Origin of the sequence: Burkholderia anthina (genome assembly GCF_001547525.1) — a bacterium.
Classification (GTDB): Bacteria; Pseudomonadota; Gammaproteobacteria; order Burkholderiales; family Burkholderiaceae; genus Burkholderia; species Burkholderia semiarida.
Window position 1 is genome coordinate 1,899,137 of record NZ_LNJP01000003.1, and the last position, 17,480, is coordinate 1,916,616.

The 17,480-nt window shown below is 67.7% G+C and carries 13 protein-coding genes; 4 read left to right on the forward strand and 9 right to left on the reverse strand.

What is annotated here, in order from left to right:
* The first annotated feature begins 10 nt into the window (after positions 1-10).
* The 3 genes from WS64_RS28425 (at position 11) to fdhA (ending at position 4,501) form a co-directional block, all read left to right on the forward strand.
* The gene (locus tag WS64_RS28425; RefSeq protein WP_060968617.1) at positions 11-1,855 is read left to right on the forward strand and encodes an efflux transporter outer membrane subunit; all 1,845 of its coding nucleotides are present in this window, start codon (positions 11-13) and stop codon (positions 1,853-1,855) included.
* A gap of 7 nt (positions 1,856-1,862) precedes the next feature.
* Positions 1,863-3,053: an HlyD family secretion protein gene (locus WS64_RS28430; RefSeq protein WP_060968418.1), complete on the forward strand. Its 1,191-nt coding sequence runs from the start codon at positions 1,863-1,865 to the stop codon at positions 3,051-3,053.
* 251 nt (positions 3,054-3,304) lie between these two features.
* Positions 3,305-4,501, forward strand: a complete 1,197-nt coding sequence (gene fdhA, locus WS64_RS28435) for a formaldehyde dehydrogenase, glutathione-independent (protein ID WP_044844368.1) — start codon at positions 3,305-3,307, stop codon at positions 4,499-4,501.
* A 273-nt stretch (positions 4,502-4,774) separates the two neighbouring features.
* Here fdhA and WS64_RS28440 read toward each other — a convergent pair whose 3' ends face one another.
* Positions 4,775-5,533, reverse strand: coding sequence for a hypothetical protein (locus WS64_RS28440; RefSeq protein ID WP_060968618.1), 759 nt, complete (start codon positions 5,531-5,533; stop codon positions 4,775-4,777).
* Between the two features lie 188 nt (positions 5,534-5,721).
* Positions 5,722-7,143: an aminotransferase-like domain-containing protein gene (locus WS64_RS28445; protein ID WP_060968419.1), complete on the reverse strand. Its 1,422-nt coding sequence runs from the start codon at positions 7,141-7,143 to the stop codon at positions 5,722-5,724.
* A 266-nt stretch (positions 7,144-7,409) separates the two neighbouring features.
* Here WS64_RS28445 and WS64_RS28450 point away from each other — a divergent pair, with 266 nt between their 5' ends.
* Positions 7,410-8,819 carry a galactose-binding domain-containing protein gene (locus tag WS64_RS28450; protein WP_060968420.1) on the forward strand — a complete coding sequence of 470 codons (1,410 nt, stop codon included), beginning with the start codon at positions 7,410-7,412 and terminating at the stop codon, positions 8,817-8,819.
* A gap of 124 nt (positions 8,820-8,943) precedes the next feature.
* Here the strand turns inward: WS64_RS28450 and WS64_RS28455 are convergent, their stop codons facing one another.
* From WS64_RS28455 to WS64_RS28485, 7 genes are all read right to left on the reverse strand, one after another.
* A complete protein-coding gene (locus tag WS64_RS28455) occupies positions 8,944-10,041 on the reverse strand; it encodes a glycosyltransferase (protein ID WP_060968421.1) in 1,098 nt (365 codons plus the stop codon).
* Positions 10,038-11,261: an EpsG family protein gene (locus WS64_RS28460; RefSeq protein ID WP_060968422.1), complete on the reverse strand. Its 1,224-nt coding sequence runs from the start codon at positions 11,259-11,261 to the stop codon at positions 10,038-10,040. The genes WS64_RS28455 and WS64_RS28460 overlap by 4 nt, the downstream gene beginning before the upstream one ends.
* Positions 11,258-12,199, reverse strand: a complete 942-nt coding sequence (locus WS64_RS28465) for a glycosyltransferase family protein (RefSeq protein ID WP_060968423.1) — start codon at positions 12,197-12,199, stop codon at positions 11,258-11,260. The genes WS64_RS28460 and WS64_RS28465 overlap by 4 nt, the downstream gene beginning before the upstream one ends.
* Positions 12,196-12,726 (reverse strand): serine O-acetyltransferase, encoded by a 531-nt coding sequence (locus WS64_RS28470; RefSeq protein ID WP_060968424.1) that lies wholly within the window; start codon positions 12,724-12,726, stop codon positions 12,196-12,198. Before WS64_RS28470 ends, WS64_RS28465 begins: the two co-directional genes overlap by 4 nt.
* Positions 12,727-12,730: 4 nt before the next feature.
* Complete coding sequence (locus WS64_RS28475; protein WP_060968425.1) at positions 12,731-13,921, reverse strand: capsular polysaccharide export protein, LipB/KpsS family; 1,191 nt, start codon at positions 13,919-13,921, stop codon at positions 12,731-12,733.
* Positions 13,918-14,871 (reverse strand): oligosaccharide flippase family protein, encoded by a 954-nt coding sequence (locus tag WS64_RS28480; RefSeq protein WP_155720492.1) that lies wholly within the window; start codon positions 14,869-14,871, stop codon positions 13,918-13,920. Before WS64_RS28480 ends, WS64_RS28475 begins: the two co-directional genes overlap by 4 nt.
* Before the next feature lie 326 nt (positions 14,872-15,197).
* The gene (locus WS64_RS28485; RefSeq protein WP_060968427.1) at positions 15,198-17,429 is read right to left on the reverse strand and encodes a GNVR domain-containing protein; all 2,232 of its coding nucleotides are present in this window, start codon (positions 17,427-17,429) and stop codon (positions 15,198-15,200) included.
* Between the last annotated feature and the right edge of the window lie 51 nt (positions 17,430-17,480).

Genomic DNA, 17,480 nt, shown 5'->3' on the forward strand with positions numbered 1-17,480 from the left:
GATGCGTCGGATGAAGCAAGCGGCGGGTTCGCCGCGTGGCGTGAAGGGCGGCGCGATGATCGCGGCCGCCGCGGCATTGCTCGCGTTGGGCGGATGCGTGCCGTCGGGCTTCCTGCCGTCGCTGTCGCTGCGCGCGCCGGCCGACGATGCGCTCGTGCATACCGCCGGCCCCGGCCCAAACGGCGCGTGGCCGGCGCCCGACTGGGTGAAGCAGCTACAGGATCCGCAGCTCGACGACCTGGTGGCCGAGGCGTCGCGGAACAGTCCCGATGTGCAGGTTGCACAGGCGCGGTTGCGCATCGCGCAGGCGCAGCTTCAGCAGTTCGATTCGCTGACCGGGCTGACGGGCACGGCCGGCGCGACGATCAGCCGCGCGCGGATGCCGAAGCCCGGCGACATCGCCGACGTGACGGCCGGCGGCTATCGCGTGCCGGTGCAGATTTTCGGCGATCCGAACGTGTCGCCGTCGTCGATCTTCGTCGGACTGAACTACCAGCTCGACCTGTGGGGCAAGAACCGCGCGGCGACGAAGAGCCTGATGTCGTTGCGCGACGCCGCCGGCGTCGAGGCCGAACAGGTGCGGCTCACGCTCGCCGTCGCGATCGTCACCGTGTATTGCCAGCTCGATCAGGCGTATGCGGTGCGCGACCTGTTGCAGCAGAAGCTGAAGATCAGCCAGCGCGTGACGGCCGTGCTGCGCGAGCGCACCGCGCGTGGCCTCGACAATGCGTACGACGCGAGCGATGCGGCGATCAAGCGCAGCCGCCTGCTCGAACAGATCGCGCTGAACGACGAGCAGATCAAGCTCGCGCAACTGCAACTCGGCGTGCTGTCGGGCCGCGGCCCGGAGCGCGGGCTCGCGCTGCAGCGGCCGCGCGTGGGCGCTGCAGCGGGCGGCGCGCTGCCCGCCCGGCTGCCGGCCGATCTGCTCGGCCGCCGGCCCGACATCGTCGCCGCGCGGCTGCGGGTCGAGGCTGCGTTCGCGAACGCCGATTCGACGCGCGCGCAGTTCTATCCGGATGTGAACCTCGTCGCGCTCGGCGGCGTGTTCGCGCTGACGCCCGCGTCGCTGTTCTCGCGCGATTCGCTTGCCGGCTCCGTCGGCCCCGCGATCTCGCTGCCGATCTTCGATCGCGGCCGGCTGAAGGCCAAGCTCGGCGCGGACGTCGCGCAGGCGGACGTCGCGATCGGGCTGTACAACAAGACCGTCGACGACGCGCTCGGGCAGGTCGCGCAACTCGTCACGTCGCTGCAGACGTCGCAGACGCTCGTCGCGCAGCAGCAGGACGCGGTCGCGGCCGCGCAGAAGATCGTGCAGATCGCGGCGGACCGGCATCGGCGCGGCGTGCTGATGCAGAAGGACGTCGATGTCGCGGATCTCACGCTGATCGACGAGCGCGCGCAGATGATCGCGTTGCTCGGCAAGCAGCGGACGCTGCGCGTCGGGTTGATCGGCGCGCTGGGCGGCGGGTTCGATGCGGGCGCAACGGTCGCGCAGGCGCAAGCGCCGGCCGTGCAGCGGGCGCGCAGCGGGGCGGCGGCCAGACGCGGCGCGCCGGCCGCCGTGGCCGCGAACCGGGTAGCGGTAGCCGGCCCGTCGAACGACTCGCCCGCACGGAGCGCCACGGTTTCACCAGCCGCCGCCACGACGAGGGCCGTGTCCACGCCTGAATCCGCACGACGCGACGACACCACGCGCCCGTCCACGGTCGGTGCGACCCACTCCGACGCGACGCCGCGTGGCACCCCCGTTCTCGCACGTACGGCCTCGGCGAGCCCGATGCCGGGCCCGGCGCCGATGCCCGCGATTCCCGTGTTCCAGCACGATCGTCTGATCGTCACGCAAAGCGACTGATGAACTGATGCACCACGACAACCTTCATTCCGCCGCGCCGCCGGCCGCGCTGAACGACCCGGCCCTCGACGCACGCCGCGCGACGCGCCGCAAGCGCTTCACCGTGTTCCTCGCGATCGTGCTGCTGGCCGCGATCGCGTGGGTCGCGTACTGGCTGTCGAGCGCCCGCTATGACGAAGACACCGACGACGCGTACGTCGCGGGCAGCATCGTGCAGGTCGCCGCGCAGATTCCGGGCACCGTGACCGACGTGCAGGTCGCCGATACGCAGGCCGTGCGCGCGGGGCAGACGCTCGTGAAGCTCGACGACACCGAGGCGTCTGTCGCGTTCGCGCAGGCGAAGGCGCAGCTCGCACAGGCGGTGCGGCAGGTCGCGAACGCGAAGATCTCGAACACGATGTACGTCGAGGCCGTGAATGCGCGCCGCGCCGACCTGTCGCTGGCGCAGCGCGCGCTGGCCGCGCGCTCGGGCGCATCGGTCGAAATCGTCGCGCCGGAAGAACTGGCGCGGGCCCGCGCGGCGGTGGCCGGCGCGCAGGCGAACCTCGCGGCCGCGCAGGCGCAGCTCGACGCGGCGCGCGCGCTCGGCAGCAAGCTTCCCGTCGACGAAAGCCCGGCCGTCGTGCAGGCCGCCGCGCAATTCAAGCTCGCGTACCGGAACCTGAAGCGCACGACGATCGTCGCGCCCGTCGATGGCACGATCGGGCAGCGCTCGGTGCAGGTCGGCCAGCAGGTCGGGCCCGGCGTCCCGCTGATGTCGATCGTGCAGCTCGACCGCCTGTGGGTCGAGGCGAATTTCAAGGAAGGGCAGATTCGCCACATGCGCGTCGGACAGCCGGTCGAGGTCGTGTCGGATCTCTACGGCTCGCGCATCGCCTATCGCGGCCGCGTGCAGGGCTTCTCGGCGGGCACGGGCAGCGCGTTCTCGATGCTGCCGTCGCAGAACGCGGCCGGCAACTGGATCAAGGTCGTGCAGCGCGTGCCGGTCGTGATCGCGCTCGATCCGCGCGACCTCGCCGCGCATCCGCTGCGCGTCGGGCTGTCGATGCGCGCGACGGTCGACACGCACGACCGCAACGGCCACGCGCTCGACAGCGAGCCGCCGACGCCGGCCGTCAGCACGCGCGTGCACGACGGCGTCGCGAGCGATGCGGAGGCCGCCGCCGCCGCGATCATCCGCGAGAATCAGCGCGGGTAGCGCCCGCCGTCGCGGCGGCAGCCGGCCGCGAGGGCTGGTCCGACCCCGGTGCGTTTCGCACCCGGAGCGTCCCCGTCGTTTCCCGCCCGACTTTCGTATTTCCGCCATCGATGTCGGCGCCGATCAAACGCGTGTCGCGTTTGAGACATCGGCGCCCCTGCCTCCCGGACTACTCTCGAACAGCACGTTGCGTGTGCGCCGCATGAGCCGGCGCGCCGCCGCGCCATCCAACGAGACATGGAGACAATACGATGAGCAGCAATCGAGGTGTCGTCTATCTTGGGCCGGGCAAGGTCGAAGTCCAGAAAATCGATTATCCGAAGATGGTCGACCCGACCGGCCGCGCGATCGGCCACGGCGTGATCCTGAAGGTGGTCAGCACGAACATCTGCGGCTCCGACCAGCACATGGTGCGCGGCCGCACGACCGCGCCGATCGGCCTCGTGCTCGGTCACGAGATCACCGGCGAAGTGGTCGAAGTGGGCCGCGACGTCGAGACGCTGAAGATCGGCGATCTCGTGTCGGTGCCGTTCAACGTCGCGTGCGGCCGCTGCGCGATGTGCAAGGACACGCATACGGGCGTGTGCCTGAACGTGAACCCGTCGCGTGCGGGCGGCGCGTACGGCTACGTCGATATGGGCGGCTGGATCGGCGGCCAGGCCGAATACGTGCTCGTGCCGTATGCCGATTTCAACCTGCTGAAATTCCCGGATCGCGATCAGGCGATGGCGAAGATCCGCGATCTGACCTGCCTGTCCGACATTCTGCCGACCGGTTATCACGGTGCGGTGAGCGCGGGCGTGAAGCCCGGTTCGACGGTCTATATCGCGGGCGCGGGCCCGGTCGGGATGGCGGCGGCCGCATCGGCGCGCCTGCTCGGCGCGGCCGTGACGATCGTCGGCGACATGAATGCGGAACGCCTCGCGCACGCACGGGCGATGGGGTTCGAGACGGTCGACCTGTCGAAGGACGCGTCGCTCGGCGAGCAGATCGAGCAGATCCTCGGCGTGCCCGAGATCGACTGCGCGGTCGATTGCGTCGGCTTCGAGGCGCACGGCCACGGTTCGTCGGGCCATTCGGAGGAAGCACCCGCGACGGTGCTGAACTCGCTGATGGAGATCACGCGCCCGGCCGGCGCGATCGGCATCCCGGGCCTGTACGTGACGGACGATCCGGGCGCGAAGGACAAGGCTGCGCAGCATGGCAGCCTGAGCATCCGCTTCGGCCTCGGCTGGGCGAAGTCGCATTCGTTCTTCACGGGCCAGACGCCGGTGCTCAAGTACAACCGCAACCTGATGCAGGCGATCCTGTTCGACCGGCTGCCGATCGCGAAGATCGTCAACGTCGAAGTGATTTCGCTCGACCAGGCGCCGGAAGGCTACAAGAAGTTCGACGGCGGCGCGCCGCGCAAATTCGTGATCGATCCGCACGGGTTGCTGGCGGCGTGATGCGCTGGCGTTCGACACGCGACGCGTGACGCGTGACGCGAGAACGGGCGGCTCCGGAAACGGGCCGCCCGTTTTTCGTTGCGGGAGCGAAGGGCTGGGCAACGCGGTGACCGGCGACCCGGATCGCGCGGCGTCGCGGCGATAGTCGTCGCCCGCTGACGAACCGTTCATTACCGTGCGGCCGGATCCGCGCGCACACATTCAGGTCACGAACGCCGTTGTATGAAGAGCGGCCGGGAAAAGCGAATCGTCGCGCGCGGGCCCGGGGCACGCTCAGTGGCCGCGATAGAGCTTCGCGATTTCGGCGTGGCTGGCCGCGGCGCGACGTGCACGCCCGGTGTGCGCGCTGACGCGGCGGATCGCGCGCGCGCGATGGGCGGTGTCGCGGTTGCCTTTCCAGTCGGCTCCGCGGATTGCGCCGGCGCGCGTCCGGTCAGGTACGCGCAACGACGGCGCGGCTTGCGCAACCGCCATCGGGCGAGCGGGTTTGACGGCGACCGGGGCACCCTGTTGCGGATCGGCCGCCACTTGCGTTGCATCAGGCGAATGGAACGGGTAGACGGGTGCGGGCAAGACCGGCAGGAACGGATCGTTCGACGCGGGCAACCCGGTTTCGGTCGCGACGGCGGCCGGCGCACCGGACCCGCGACAAACGGGATCGGCCTTGCAGGTCTGGTCGACCGTCACGTAGCCGCCGACGAGCAGTACGAGCGTGAGGATGCTCAGGATCGGCGCGCTCGACGCGCGCGGCCGCTGGAAAGCCGCGTTGCGCAGCGCGCGGGCGACGCGCGACGACCATGTGTGGAACGACCGCGGCGCATGCGCGGCGTGTGCGTCGGCCGGTCGGCGATCGATCGGCTCGAACGGCCCGTTCCATTGACCGCAGACGGGGCAGTGCTCCAGTGCGCGGAACGCGACGAAGCCGCATTCGCGGCAGCGGCAGCACGTCGCGTGCCGCGATTCGGCGCGCACATTCAGCACGGCACGCCACGCATCGCGCGCGCGGACGCTTCGATTGGGCAGGACGCGCATCGTCAGCAACCGATGAACGCTATCGTCGGGCTGCACATCGACGGTCGTTCGCATGCGGCGTTCATGAGATTCTCCATAACATCGGACGCTTGGAACCGTTCGTCCGCGGCTGCCTTCCGCTTCATTGTTTGTCGCTCGCGCGCGAAACGCAAGGCGCTTCTCGCGCGTCGCGTGCCGCTCGTTTCGTGCTAACCGCCGTGCCGCTGCCGCGCCGCGAGCGTGCCGAGCGTCTCCAGTGCGCGCTCGACGGCCGGCGTCCACGGTCGTCCGTAGTTGAGTCGTACATAGCGGCGAAAGCCGCCGGTCGCGGAGAAAAGCGGCCCGGGCGCGATGCTGACGCCGCTTTCCATCGCATCGCCGAACAGGTGCATCGCATCCACGTGCGGCGGCAACTCGATCCACAGGAAATACCCGCCGCGCGGCGCGAACACTTCGGTGTCCGCCGGAAAATACGCGCGCACGGCCGACAGCATCTGCGCTTGGTGCGCGGCGAGATTGCGTCGCAGCTTGCGCAGGAACCGGTCGTATGCGCCGTCGCGCAGGTAGCTCGAAATCGCCATCTGCGCCGGGACGTCGGCGGCCGGCGCGCTCGCGCCTTTGGCCTGCCGGATCTGCCCCACGAAGCGACCGGCCGCGACCCAGCCGATCCGGAAGCCGGGCGCGAGGCACTTCGAGAATGACCCGCAATGCAGGACGAGCCCGCTATCGTCGTACAGTTTCGCGGGGCGTGTGGGCGCCGTGCCGAACTGCAGCTCGCCATACACGTCGTCCTCGATCAGCGGCACGCCGCGCGACGCGAGCAGGTCGATCAGCGCGCGCTTGCGCTCGTCGGTCAGCGTCGCGCCGGTGGGATTGTGGAGCGACGTCATGAACCAGCACGCGCGCACCGGATGCGTATCGAGCGCCTCGGCGAGCGCGTCGAGGTCGAGACCCGTGCGCGGGTCGACCGGAATCTCGACGGCCTTCAGGTGCAGGCACTGGACGGCCTGCAACACCGCGTGGAATGCCGGCCGCTCGATCGCGACGATGTCGCCCGGACGTGTCAGCGCCTGCAGACTGAGCGTCAGCGCTTCGATCGCCCCCGTCGTGATGACGATTTCCTCCAGCGGCAGCGACGCACCCGCGTTCAGGTAGCGCAACGCGATCTGGCGGCGCAGCGGGTCGTAGCCGGGCGGCAGGCCCTCCAGCAGTTTCGTGCGATCCATGTGGCGGGCGGCCGACGCCACGTGACGCCACAGGCTGCTCATCGGGAACAGCGAATAGCTCGCGAATGCCGAGCCGAGCGGCACGATGTCGTCGCACTTGAGCGAATCGAGCAGGCGGGGCAGCGCGTCATCGTCGTCGGCTTGCACGGCGGCCGGCCTGCGCGGCGGATCGCGGCCGAACCGTACGTGCTTGTCCGCGAGATTCGCGACGAAATAACCGGAGCGCGCCCGCGCGACGATCAGGCCCTCGCTTTCGAGCGCGTAGTACGCACGAAACACCGTGGACGGGCTCACGCGATACGCGCGGCATGCCGCGCGCACGGTAGGGATGCGCGCGCCGGCCGCCAGGTCGCCGCGCCGGATGGCGTCGGCGATCGTCTTTGCCAGCACCGCATAGCGCTTCATGCGTGCCCTCCGGCCGTTGAACCTCGATGACAAAGAGTAGTACGGCAGCCGTCACGTGCAAGCGCGCCCCATATCGCTGATCCGCATGTTTTGTGAGCGCTCTGATCCTGTTCTTTCGTCTGACAAGCGGGCATCCTCTCGCAAGCTTTGTTCCCGCTGTCCGACCGATACGGAATTCACGCTGCCCGACCGCGAATCCGTGACGCCCGCGCGTGTCGCGCGAGTCATTTGTTGCGGCGTCCTTACCTTACCCGAAAGCATCCAGCGTGAAACTGAAGACCCCCGTCGCCGGCCTCGTGGCCGGCATCGCCCTCAACCTGTTCGGCGGCGTCGCAGCCGCAGCCTGCGTCAACAATCCCGCCGCCCAGCCGAACGCGACGTTCCCCGCCGCGCTCACCGGAAAGCTCGTCTATCACAGCTACGTCAAGTACGGCGACGGCACGAGCCAGCTTTTCCTCTACGACTTCTCGGCCCATACGCTGACGCAGCTCAGCAAGAGCGCGTGGGGCATCACCGATCCGATGAACGGCGTGTTCAGCCCTGACGGCAAGTGGCTCGCGTTCATGGGCATCAGCAACGGCGCATGGAACGTGTTCATGCTGCAGCTCGGCGCGGGCACGCCGCCCGTCAACATGACGCACAGCACGGGCGCCACGCGCAACGAGGATCCGAAGTTCAGCACGGACGGCAAGACGCTCGTGTTCAAGCAGAACGGCGACGTCAAGCAGGCGACGCTGTCGTACACGAGCGCGGGCCCGGTGTTCACGTCGGTGGTGAGCCTGACGAACGCACCGGCCGGCGCCGAGTACTCGATGCCGTTCCTCGCGCCGGACGCGAGCGCCGTGTACTACGCGACCGGCACCGGCGCGAACATGGGGCTGATGAAGCGCACGCTCGCGACCGGCGCGACCGCCGTGTTCGATCGTCCGGCGGGGCTGCAGACGTACTACCCGACCGTGCGTGCGGACGGCATGGTGTACTACGCACGCTGGAAGGACAGCGGCGGGGCCGACCAGATCTATGCGAAGACGGCCGACCCGGCCTCGACGCCGAGCGCGCTCGCGCTCAACGACTGCATGAGCAACAACTCGGATCCGGCGCCGGTCAGCGGTACGAACTACCTGTTCTTCTCGTCGACGACGGCGGGCGGCTATCAGCTGTACGTCGGCGACGTGACGACCGGGCAGCGCTGGAGCCTGTCGCAGTTCGGCGTGAATGCCGACGCGACGAAGGCGAAGCTCGGCGCGAACTACTACGGCGGCCCGGCCGTCGCACGCACGCTGCTGTCGCAGGGGCGGCCGGCCGCGGCGTCGGCGAGCTACAACGCGTCGCTCACGCCGGACAAGGCCTTCGACGGCAACACGACGAGCACCCGCTGGGATTCACCCGAAGGCGCCGGCGTCGATCCGCAATGGATCTCGGTCGATCTCGGCGCGACGAAGGCGATCAGCAGCATCGATCTGTACTGGGATGCGGGTGCGCTCGTCTACCAGATCCAGACGTCGAACGACAACGCGAGCTGGACGACGATCTACTCGACGAGCAACGGCGTGTCGTACGGGCATGTGACGCTGCCGAACCTGAAGGGGCAGGGCCGCTACGTGCGGATGCTTGGCACGAAGCGGGCGACGCAGTGGGGGTATTCGCTCGACGAAATGCAGGTGTGGGGATCGTAAGCACCGGGCGAAGCGAAAGAGAAAGCGGACCGCATGCCGTCGAACCGGTTCGCCGAGCCGGACGGCGGCCTGCGCAGCACATGCAGGTGCGGGGCCGCCAACGAGACGGTACGGCGTCGACACATCAGCCGGGCGGCGACTCGTCGGCCGCGTCCGACGCGGCCCGTCCGTTGTAAAGCGCGTCGAGCTGTCGGAAAAATCGCGCGTCGCCGAACCGCACGCGGGCCGCGCGGCGAGCGGAGGCGCCGATCGCTTCGCGCGCGCGCGGATCACCGGCAAGCCGTGCGAGCAGCGAGATGGCTTCGTCGGCAGTATCGAATAGTTCGCCCGTGCGGGCCGGATCGACGACGTCGACATTGCCGGCACAGCGCGTCGCGACGACTGGAAGACCGCATGCCATGGCCTCGATCACCGCGATTGGCATGCCTTCCCACGACGACGTCGACAGATAGATGTCGGCGCCGGCGAGCTGCGTCGCGACGGCGTCGTGCGCGAGCCAGCCGGTGACGCGCACGCCGGCCGCCGCGAGCCGAAGCCTGAGCGCCGGCTCACCGTCGCCGATCCACGTGAAATGGACGCGCGAGCCCCGCATGCGCTCCGCGATGTCGGCGAACAGGCCCGGATTTTTTTGTGGGCGGATGCCGCCGACCGTCACGATCTCGCACGCGTCGGTCGCGGCGCGGCGATGTAACGGTGCCGCCCGATAGTCGGTTGCGTTCTCCAGCAGTTCGACCGGCTGCATGAGGCACGACCGGATCGCGCGTTGCTCGCTGGCCGAGCACGCAACGTACAGGCAGCGCCTGACCGACGCGATGCGCTCGAGCATCACGAAAAGATGCCGCGTTGCCACCGACAGATCGCGGCGCATGAACGCGATGCAATGGGGGCTGTAAAGCAATCGCGTCTCGCCAAGCGCGCCCAGTGCGGCGATACGGCCGAGAAATCCCGCGCGGGACGAGTGCAGATGGACGACGTCCGGTTGCAGTCGGATGAGCATGCGGCGCAACGTCACGATCGACGTCAGGTCGCGCATGCTCGTCATTTGCACGCGGTGCAGCGCCACGCGCCGGTCGAACAGCGCGTCCAGTGCGGCGGGCGTCTCCGCGCGGCGCGAGTAGATGACATGCACGTCGTGCCCTTGCGAGGCGAAGCGGTTCGCGATCAGCCGGACGATCGATAGCGTGCCGGTCGCGCTCGACTCGACGATCTGGACGATTTTCATTCGAATTCCATCAGGAGATCGTGGTACAGATTGAACAGGCTCGATGTGAGGTACGCGTGGACGTTCCCCCGAAACAGCAACGGCTGGTTGTCGAGATTCTTTGCGAAGCCGTATGCACCATAGCCGAGCGCGCCGCACAGCACGAACGCCTTGTACGGTCCACGGCGGATCTGCGACACGATGAGCGACAGCGTCATCAGCGCGATCACGAAGAAATAGATATAGACGCGCTCATAGACCTTCGTCATGTGCCGGGTGGCGACGAGCGCGACCGCCGCAACCGTGAGTGCGAGCAGGTAACGCTGCGTGGTGTCGATCGTTCGACGATCCGCCGCCGCCGGCCGCGGGCGGTTGCATTGCCACAATGCCCAGCACAGCGCGTAGAGCATGCATGCGAAAAGCGTCACGTTGAGCGTGTTGCCGCTTTCCCACGACGTGTACAGGCCGACCTTGCCGGACAAATACGAATCCGCCTTGTCGGGCGAGACAAGCGCGCTCCAGTCGCGGCCCGACGCGACTATCGCGAGCACGCCCGCCGCCACCCCGACAGGTGCTGTCGGGCGCCCGACGCGGCACAGCAGCACGTATGGCACGGCGACCGCCAGCGCGGGAAGATGTGCGAGGCCGGCCAACGTCGCGTGGCAGGCGGCCTCCAACCGGCCACGCGACGATATCATCAGAAAAATGAACGGCAGCGCCATCGCCTGTCGAATCAGGTTCGCGTACGTACCGAAAAACGACGAAGCCGACAGGAACAGCAGCACGAAGAGCGGCAGCGCCCGATATCCGGCTTGCCACACGGCGATCAGAAGCAGCCCGAAGTAAACGTCGAACAGTACGAGAAATGCGCGGTCGTTGATGCCGAACAGCGTCGCCGCGGCATGAAGCGACGCGAACGACAGCAGCTCTGGCTGTTTGGCGAGGAACAGGTCGACGCCGAATGCGCGCATGTCGGCCATGAAGCCGAGATATTGCGGCTTGTCGTTGCCGAGCGTCGGTATCGGCAGCTTCAGCGCCACGAGCGGGCCGAGAACGACGAGCGCCGCGACGCACAGTACGGCGACCGCCGGCCGGGCCGGGTCCCGATCGCAGCCGACGAGCGTCAGAATCAGCAAGTAGCCGGCGAACGCCCAGAACGGCAACCACAGCACCGCGATACATGCGCCGGCCGTCCATGCGAGTACGACGGCGTTGAACGTCGACGCCGTACCATGCCTCATTGCCTGCTCCGGCGCGCGGCGGATGATTGGAGCCATTCGGCGACGCCGGACGCATCGATGACCGTGGGCCACGCCATATGCCGAAGACGCGCGGGGTCGTTCGGCTGAATCGAAGGGAGAGAGGCGGGCAGATCGTCGAATATCGCATTGCCTGCCATATGGCAGCGGATGCCGAGCAGCCGCGACAGCGTGGCGTGGGTCGCCGAACCGTTGCAGAGAATGCGCTTGCCGAGCGCCGCGTACTCGAGCAGTTTGGTCGGCGTCTGATAGCAGTGCGGGCGATGCGTCGGGAAATAGCACACCGCGTAGTCAGAGCGCGCGACCACACACAGCGCGTCGCGCTGGGGCAAGCGGCCGGCGAACGTAATGCCCGAAACGTTCGCGAACCGGGCGCGGATGCGCGGATCCGGTTCGCCGACGAGCACGAGCGTGTCCGCGGGCGAGCGGCGGTACTGTTGATACGCGCGCAGGACGTCGTCGAAGCGGCGCTCGACGCTCATCTCGCCGATATAGCAGAAGCGGCCGGCAGGTCCGGCGGGAATCGGTTCGTTCGCGAGCGCGAAGATCCAGTCCGGGACGCCCATCGGCAACAGACATGCCGGCGCGCCATCGCGAAACGCGAGCGTGTCGCGGAGTCGTTCGTTCTGAAAGATGCGCAGATCGGGCGTGGGCTGCCGATGGCGCTTGATCCAGTCCTTCACCGGCGCCAGCCGCCCGATCGACAACGATCGGTAATCGTGAATCACGAGGCGGGCGCGCAGCGCGCGCGGATAGAAGCCCATGATGCACCAGAGGATCCAGTCGCCCGGCGCGGCGAGCCGCGCGTGATCGTCGGGACATCCGGATGCGACCTCGAAGCCGCGTGCGGTGAAGTACATGGTGTACGCATCGATTTCCGGGTAGTGCGCACGGCCCGGATGCAGGATGTAGATTTTCATCGTGCCGATTCCCGATGCACGATCACGCGTGCGGGTACGCCGATCGCGACGCCGCCGTCCGGAACGTCACGAACGACCACCGCGCCGGCGCCGATTCTCGCGCCGCTGCCGATCCGGACATGGCCGAGCACAATGCTGTTCGCGCCGAATTCGACGTCGTCGCCGACGATCGGCACACCGCTCGTCGACCCGTCCGCGCGCAGCGTGTTGCCGATCGTGACGCCGTGCCTGAGCACACAGCGCTCGCCGATCACGCAGAATCCGTTGACGACGAGCCCCGTGCCGTGAAAGAGCGTGAGCCCGCGGCCGATGCGGGTCTTGACCGGGATCTCGACGCCCATCAGCCAGTCGCACAGCACGACGTAAAGCGCGATGAGTGGTGCACCGGCAATACGTGTCGCGGTGTTGCGGCATGCAAGATAATGCGCGACCCGGAAGAACAGGACGATGCAGCGCGTCTTGACGAAGCGATTCCGGCGGTACTCGTCGATCATGGTGCCGACGGTGGTGCGAAGCGTGGTCGACATGGCATCAATCCAGCGAAAGAATGCGGCGTGCGGCCTGTGCCGGAATGGCGCGGGCGCCGAAATAATCGACGCCGTCGATCAGGAACGCGTGGATGTAGCGCAGCAGCCGATCGCGATCGAACGATCGGTAGAAGCAGCGCCCGAGCGGCACGACGCGCTTGCCGTACAACATCGCTTCGAGTCCGACGGTCGAGTTGATCGTGACGACGAGGCGGGCGTGTTTCACGAGGTCGACGGTTTTCGAGGTCGCGACATAAAAACCGTGACGTCGTTTCAGGTCGAGCACGGCATCGACCAGGGCTGCATTGCGTTCGGCCGGATGCACCTTGACGATCAGCGCCGCATCCGCTTGGGCGGCGTAACGCAGCGCAATGTCGATTGCCTCCAGATTGTCCACTTCCGAATGCAGTTTCAGCTGCGTATCGTCCGACACCTGAAGCGGGAGGAACACGTAGCGCCGCGCGGCGAGCTCGTCGGCGTCCGGCGCGATGGTATGTCTGACGTCGACCGTTGCCGGGCGCGTGACGATCGCGTCCCGGGCGTTGCGCCCGACGCCGCGCGTGGCCAGTTTCATGCCGTAGTTCACCGTGGATTGGAGGATTGCGTGCAGTGAGGTGCCCGCTTGCGGCAGCGGGCGAGCCTTGTCACGCTCGTAGCGCGCGAGCCAGTCGCGATGCTGGTGTTCGTCCGGAAGCGGGAGATGGTCGAGTGCTGACGGGCAGCGTGCGATCGACGAACGGGCGTTGACGCCAAGCGTATCGGCGAACAGCTTGTCGGGCAAGTTCGAGATCTCCAGGAATTTCATCGGCACGCGGCGTTCGGCACAGACGTGGGCGATCGCCCGGCACACGAGCTGCTGACCATTCCACATCACGCATTGCGCGATACGTTCGGTCGCGAGCAGCGTGGCGATGGTTCTGACGATGCCGGCCGATTCGCGCCCCGCCCGTTCGGAAGAAACCCGGCCATTGAGTACTTCGATCGCGTCGTCGCAGCGCCAGTCCGAGTCGTCGGCGAGTGCGGCGGTCCGGCGATCCGAACGCAGGTAAACGGAACGGAAACCGGCTCGCAGAATCAGAAAATGCGCGAGCGGTTCGCTGGTGGCGAACGCGATCGGGAATTCGTCGCGCGCCGCCGCGGCAAGCCGGATCATGAAGCGATAGCGCTGCATCGAATCCACTACGAGCAGTCTCATTGTTGTCCTCCGTCAGGAATCGTTGCGTATCGGTGCGTCAGTGCGATGCCGAGCGCCATCATCGCGGTGCCGGAAAGGGCGAACAGGCTCAGGCTCGAGGCGAGCGACAACGCATGCCGGTGGGCGACCAGCAGCGTGCAGATCAACACGGCGCCGCACGAAAGCTGAAACAGAAAATCCGCGCGCTGTGCGCGAACGGCGAGAAATATTTGCGATAACGGCACGTAGACGATCTGCAGCGCGAATAGGGGAATGAGGCGGAACTGAAGATCCGCCGCGGGCAGCCATGCTTCTCCGATGCACAGCAGGACGAGCGGGCGGAACAGGGTGGCTGCGCCCAGCGCATAGAACAGCGCGATCGCGAACAGCACGCGTGCGTGGCGCGCGTAGGCCATGCGCAACGTGCGACCGGCATCGGCGCACGCGATCGCGGCAAGCGCGTCGCGGCGAAAGACCTGGCCGAGTGCGGCGCCGATCAATGAAACGGGAAAGAAACCGAACCGCCAGGCCGCGGCGAATTGGCCGGCTTCCTCCGCGGAAAACCACAGCGGAACCGTGATCGACAGTACATGGGTCAGCACGGCCGCGCACAGCGTAGCGGGCAGGATATAGGCGGGGAAGCGGCGATGCATGCGGAAGAATCCCGTGTCGATACGAAGCGGATAACCGCAGCGCCGGCCATGCCGGAAAATCGCCGCCAGCATGACGAATGCGACCGGAATGCCCGTCAGCACGTAGAGGTCGAACGGATCGGGCCGTGTATCAAGGCCAGCTTTCGGCAGTGCGAACAACGCGACGACAGCCAGCGCATTGACGGCGATCTTCGCCGCGGCTATCCACGCATAACCGCGCAGGCTGCCGAGATATCCGTTCGCCGCGAGCTGCAGGTTGACTGTCAGTGCGAACGCGATCAGCGCCGCGGATGCGGGATATCCGGCAACGTACGACATCGCGAACCAGCAGCCCGCGACGCAGGCGGCGAATGCGACGAGGGTCACGAGCGCTTCGAACGAGCGCCGCGGATCGTGGCTCAGGCATGCAAGATCGTAGCGTAGCGTCAGCAACGTACCGGCGAGCGTGCCGGTTGCCAGCTGGAAGTTGAATACTCCGAGGACGTCCGGGCCATAATTGCGCGCGACGTACGTGAGGTACGCGAAAAACGCGGCCTGTGCGACGACCGTGCCTGCGATGGAAGTCGCCGATTCCCGGAACTGCGATCCGGTTGCCGTGGTGGCGGCCGATACCACGGCGCCGATGCGGGAAGGGGCGCGAGATGTCATGACTTCGATTCGCGGTATCGGGCGCGTCCGGCGCGAACGTGCGGGGCGGGCGTGACGTCGGGCCGCTTGTGCGGCATGCGCGGGTGGACGCCGTTCAGGACGATGCCGCCGATGTTCGCCCCGCTCGACGTCAATCGGTCGACCGCGTCTTCCAGTTGATTCAGCGTCGTGCGCCCGGCGTGCGCGACGAGCAGCGTGGTATCCGCGACGCTGGCGAGTGCCGCGGCATCCGGTGCGGTGAGCGCCGGGCCGCACGCGATCAGCACGGCGTCGTAGTCGCGTGCGAATGCCGCGATGCGCTGCCAGACCGGCCGGCTCGTCAACCGGTCGGCCGCATGACCGCCGGTCGTGCCTGCCGTCAGCAAGTCGATGCCGTTCACGACGTCGCGAATCACGAGATCCGCCGGCATGCGGCCATCGGCGGCGATCTCCGACAGTCCGGGCGCACGGCCATGACCGCACGCGCGGCTCAGGCCGCCGCTGCGCATGTCGCCGTCGAGCACCAGCACACGGGCCGCCGCCGCCGCGTAGATCCGTGCGAGACGCATGACGACGAAGCGCGCGCCGGCGCGTTCGGCGGCGTCGGTCACGGCGACGATGCGATGCCCCGGCCCAGGGCGGAGATGCTCGAGCATCACGCGCAACGCGCGCAGGCTGTCGATCGCCGGATCGTCGTCGCGCCCGATCGCACGGCATGCCGGTGCATGTCCGGCGGCGCCCGCGAACGCTGGCGCGCACGCACTGAACGGCACGCTGACCAGCACGCGGACACCGACGCGATGCTCGATCGCCCGCGGGTCGGTCACACCGCGGCGCAGCAGCGCGCCGGCGATCGTGCCCACGCAGCCCGCGACGAGGCCAAACAGCGTCGATGCGATGACGATCAGCTTCTTTCTCGGACCGATCGGCTCCTCGGGTACGTCCGCGACATCGACGAGGCGTACGTTGCCGATTTTGCCCGCGCGCACCAGCTGGAGCTGCTGAATATTGTTCAGCAGCGCGGTGTAGAGGTCGGTATTGACCTTGACGTCGAGCATGCGGCGCAGCACCTGCTGCTGAAGATCGGGCAGGCGCCGGATTTTTTCCTCGGCCCGCCTTCGATCGCGATCGAGAACCGAGAGTTGGCGATCGATGGCGAGCACGTCAGCATGACCGGGCGCGTAGCGCGACAACAGCGTTTCGCGGCGTTGCCGGAGCTCGATCAGGCGCGACGCGTCGTCGGCCGCATGGATCAGCGCGATCCTCGCTTCCTCGGCGAGATCGACGCTTCCCTGCTGGTTGCGCAGCGCGGTAAGGCGCGCTTCGGATTCGGTCAGTTGTGCTTTCAGGAACGGCTCCTGCCGCTCGAGGAACGACAGCGAGCGGGCCGCCTCGAGCGCCCGTTGCTCGGTGTTCAGCGCGACATACTGGCGACCGATCTCGTTCAATACTCGCGTGACGAGCACCGGATCGGTGCCGCGCAGCGTCGCGAAGATGACATCCGATTGCTTGACCTTTTCCCAGGCGTTCAAATCGGCGCGCAGCCGTTCGATGGTGCGGGTGCGCGAATGGCGCGCCAGCATGAAGCGGGCACCGGCGCGCGCATCGAGCGAGGCGACGTGCAGCACGATCTCGCCGCCCTGAACCGGAAATCGTTCAGGTCGCCCGATCCGCCCGTGGACGGGTGCGGGCAGCCCGGGTCCGGCGACCCGATAGCGGTCCGCGCCGAGCCGCGTCAGGGTGAAGCGCTGGTCGAGATACGCGTGCGGTATGTCGAACCCGGCGACGTCGATGCGTTCCTGCGCCCATGTGTAGCCGCCGTAACCGAACATGCCCGGCTCGGACAGGCCGGCAGTCTGTCGCGCGATCCATTCGCCGACGAGCGGGAAGCGTTCCGGCCGCGCGTCGATGAACAGGTTCAGCGCATCCACCGTGCGGGACAGGACGAGGCGGGAGGCCAGAATCTGGGTTTCGGCCGCCGCGGTCGATTTGACGTCGAACAGTGTGTAGATTTCGCCCAGCAGGCCGCGCGCGGCCCCCGCCTCGCTGCTGTCGACGATCTGGACGAGAATTTCCGCCTGATAGACCGACGGTGCGGCGACGATGTAGGCCGCGCCGGCCAATAGCGACGCGCATAGCGTGGCCGCGATCGTCCGTCTGTGGTCGAACAGCATTTCGAGTGTCGCGACGAATCGCGTGCCATCGGAAAAGCGCTCCCGGGCGCCACGGCCGTCGCGCGTTTCGGTCATCGTCGCGCTCCCGGTTGGGCGACCGGCCGGCGCGTCGTGCGATACGAATCG

Bases quoted from the DNA above. Each gene is read 5' to 3' on its own strand.
- WS64_RS28480 (WP_155720492.1), bottom strand. From the start codon at position 14,871: ATGTCGTACGTTGCCGGATATCCCGCATCCGCGGCGCTGATCGCGTTC.
- WS64_RS28485 (WP_060968427.1), bottom strand. From the start codon at position 17,429: ATGACCGAAACGCGCGACGGCCGTGGCGCCCGGGAGCGCTTTTCCGAT.
- WS64_RS28465 (WP_060968423.1), bottom strand. From the start codon at position 12,199: ATGAAAATCTACATCCTGCATCCGGGCCGTGCGCACTACCCGGAAATC.
- WS64_RS28475 (WP_060968425.1), bottom strand. From the start codon at position 13,921: ATGAGACTGCTCGTAGTGGATTCGATGCAGCGCTATCGCTTCATGATC.
- WS64_RS28470 (WP_060968424.1), bottom strand. From the start codon at position 12,726: ATGTCGACCACGCTTCGCACCACCGTCGGCACCATGATCGACGAGTAC.
- WS64_RS28425 (WP_060968617.1), top strand. From the start codon at position 11: ATGAAGCAAGCGGCGGGTTCGCCGCGTGGCGTGAAGGGCGGCGCGATG.
- WS64_RS28460 (WP_060968422.1), bottom strand. From the start codon at position 11,261: ATGAGGCATGGTACGGCGTCGACGTTCAACGCCGTCGTACTCGCATGG.
- WS64_RS28430 (WP_060968418.1), top strand. From the start codon at position 1,863: ATGCACCACGACAACCTTCATTCCGCCGCGCCGCCGGCCGCGCTGAAC.
- WS64_RS28455 (WP_060968421.1), bottom strand. From the start codon at position 10,041: ATGAAAATCGTCCAGATCGTCGAGTCGAGCGCGACCGGCACGCTATCG.
- WS64_RS28440 (WP_060968618.1), bottom strand. From the start codon at position 5,533: ATGCGCGTCCTGCCCAATCGAAGCGTCCGCGCGCGCGATGCGTGGCGT.
- WS64_RS28445 (WP_060968419.1), bottom strand. From the start codon at position 7,143: ATGAAGCGCTATGCGGTGCTGGCAAAGACGATCGCCGACGCCATCCGG.
- fdhA (WP_044844368.1), top strand. From the start codon at position 3,305: ATGAGCAGCAATCGAGGTGTCGTCTATCTTGGGCCGGGCAAGGTCGAA.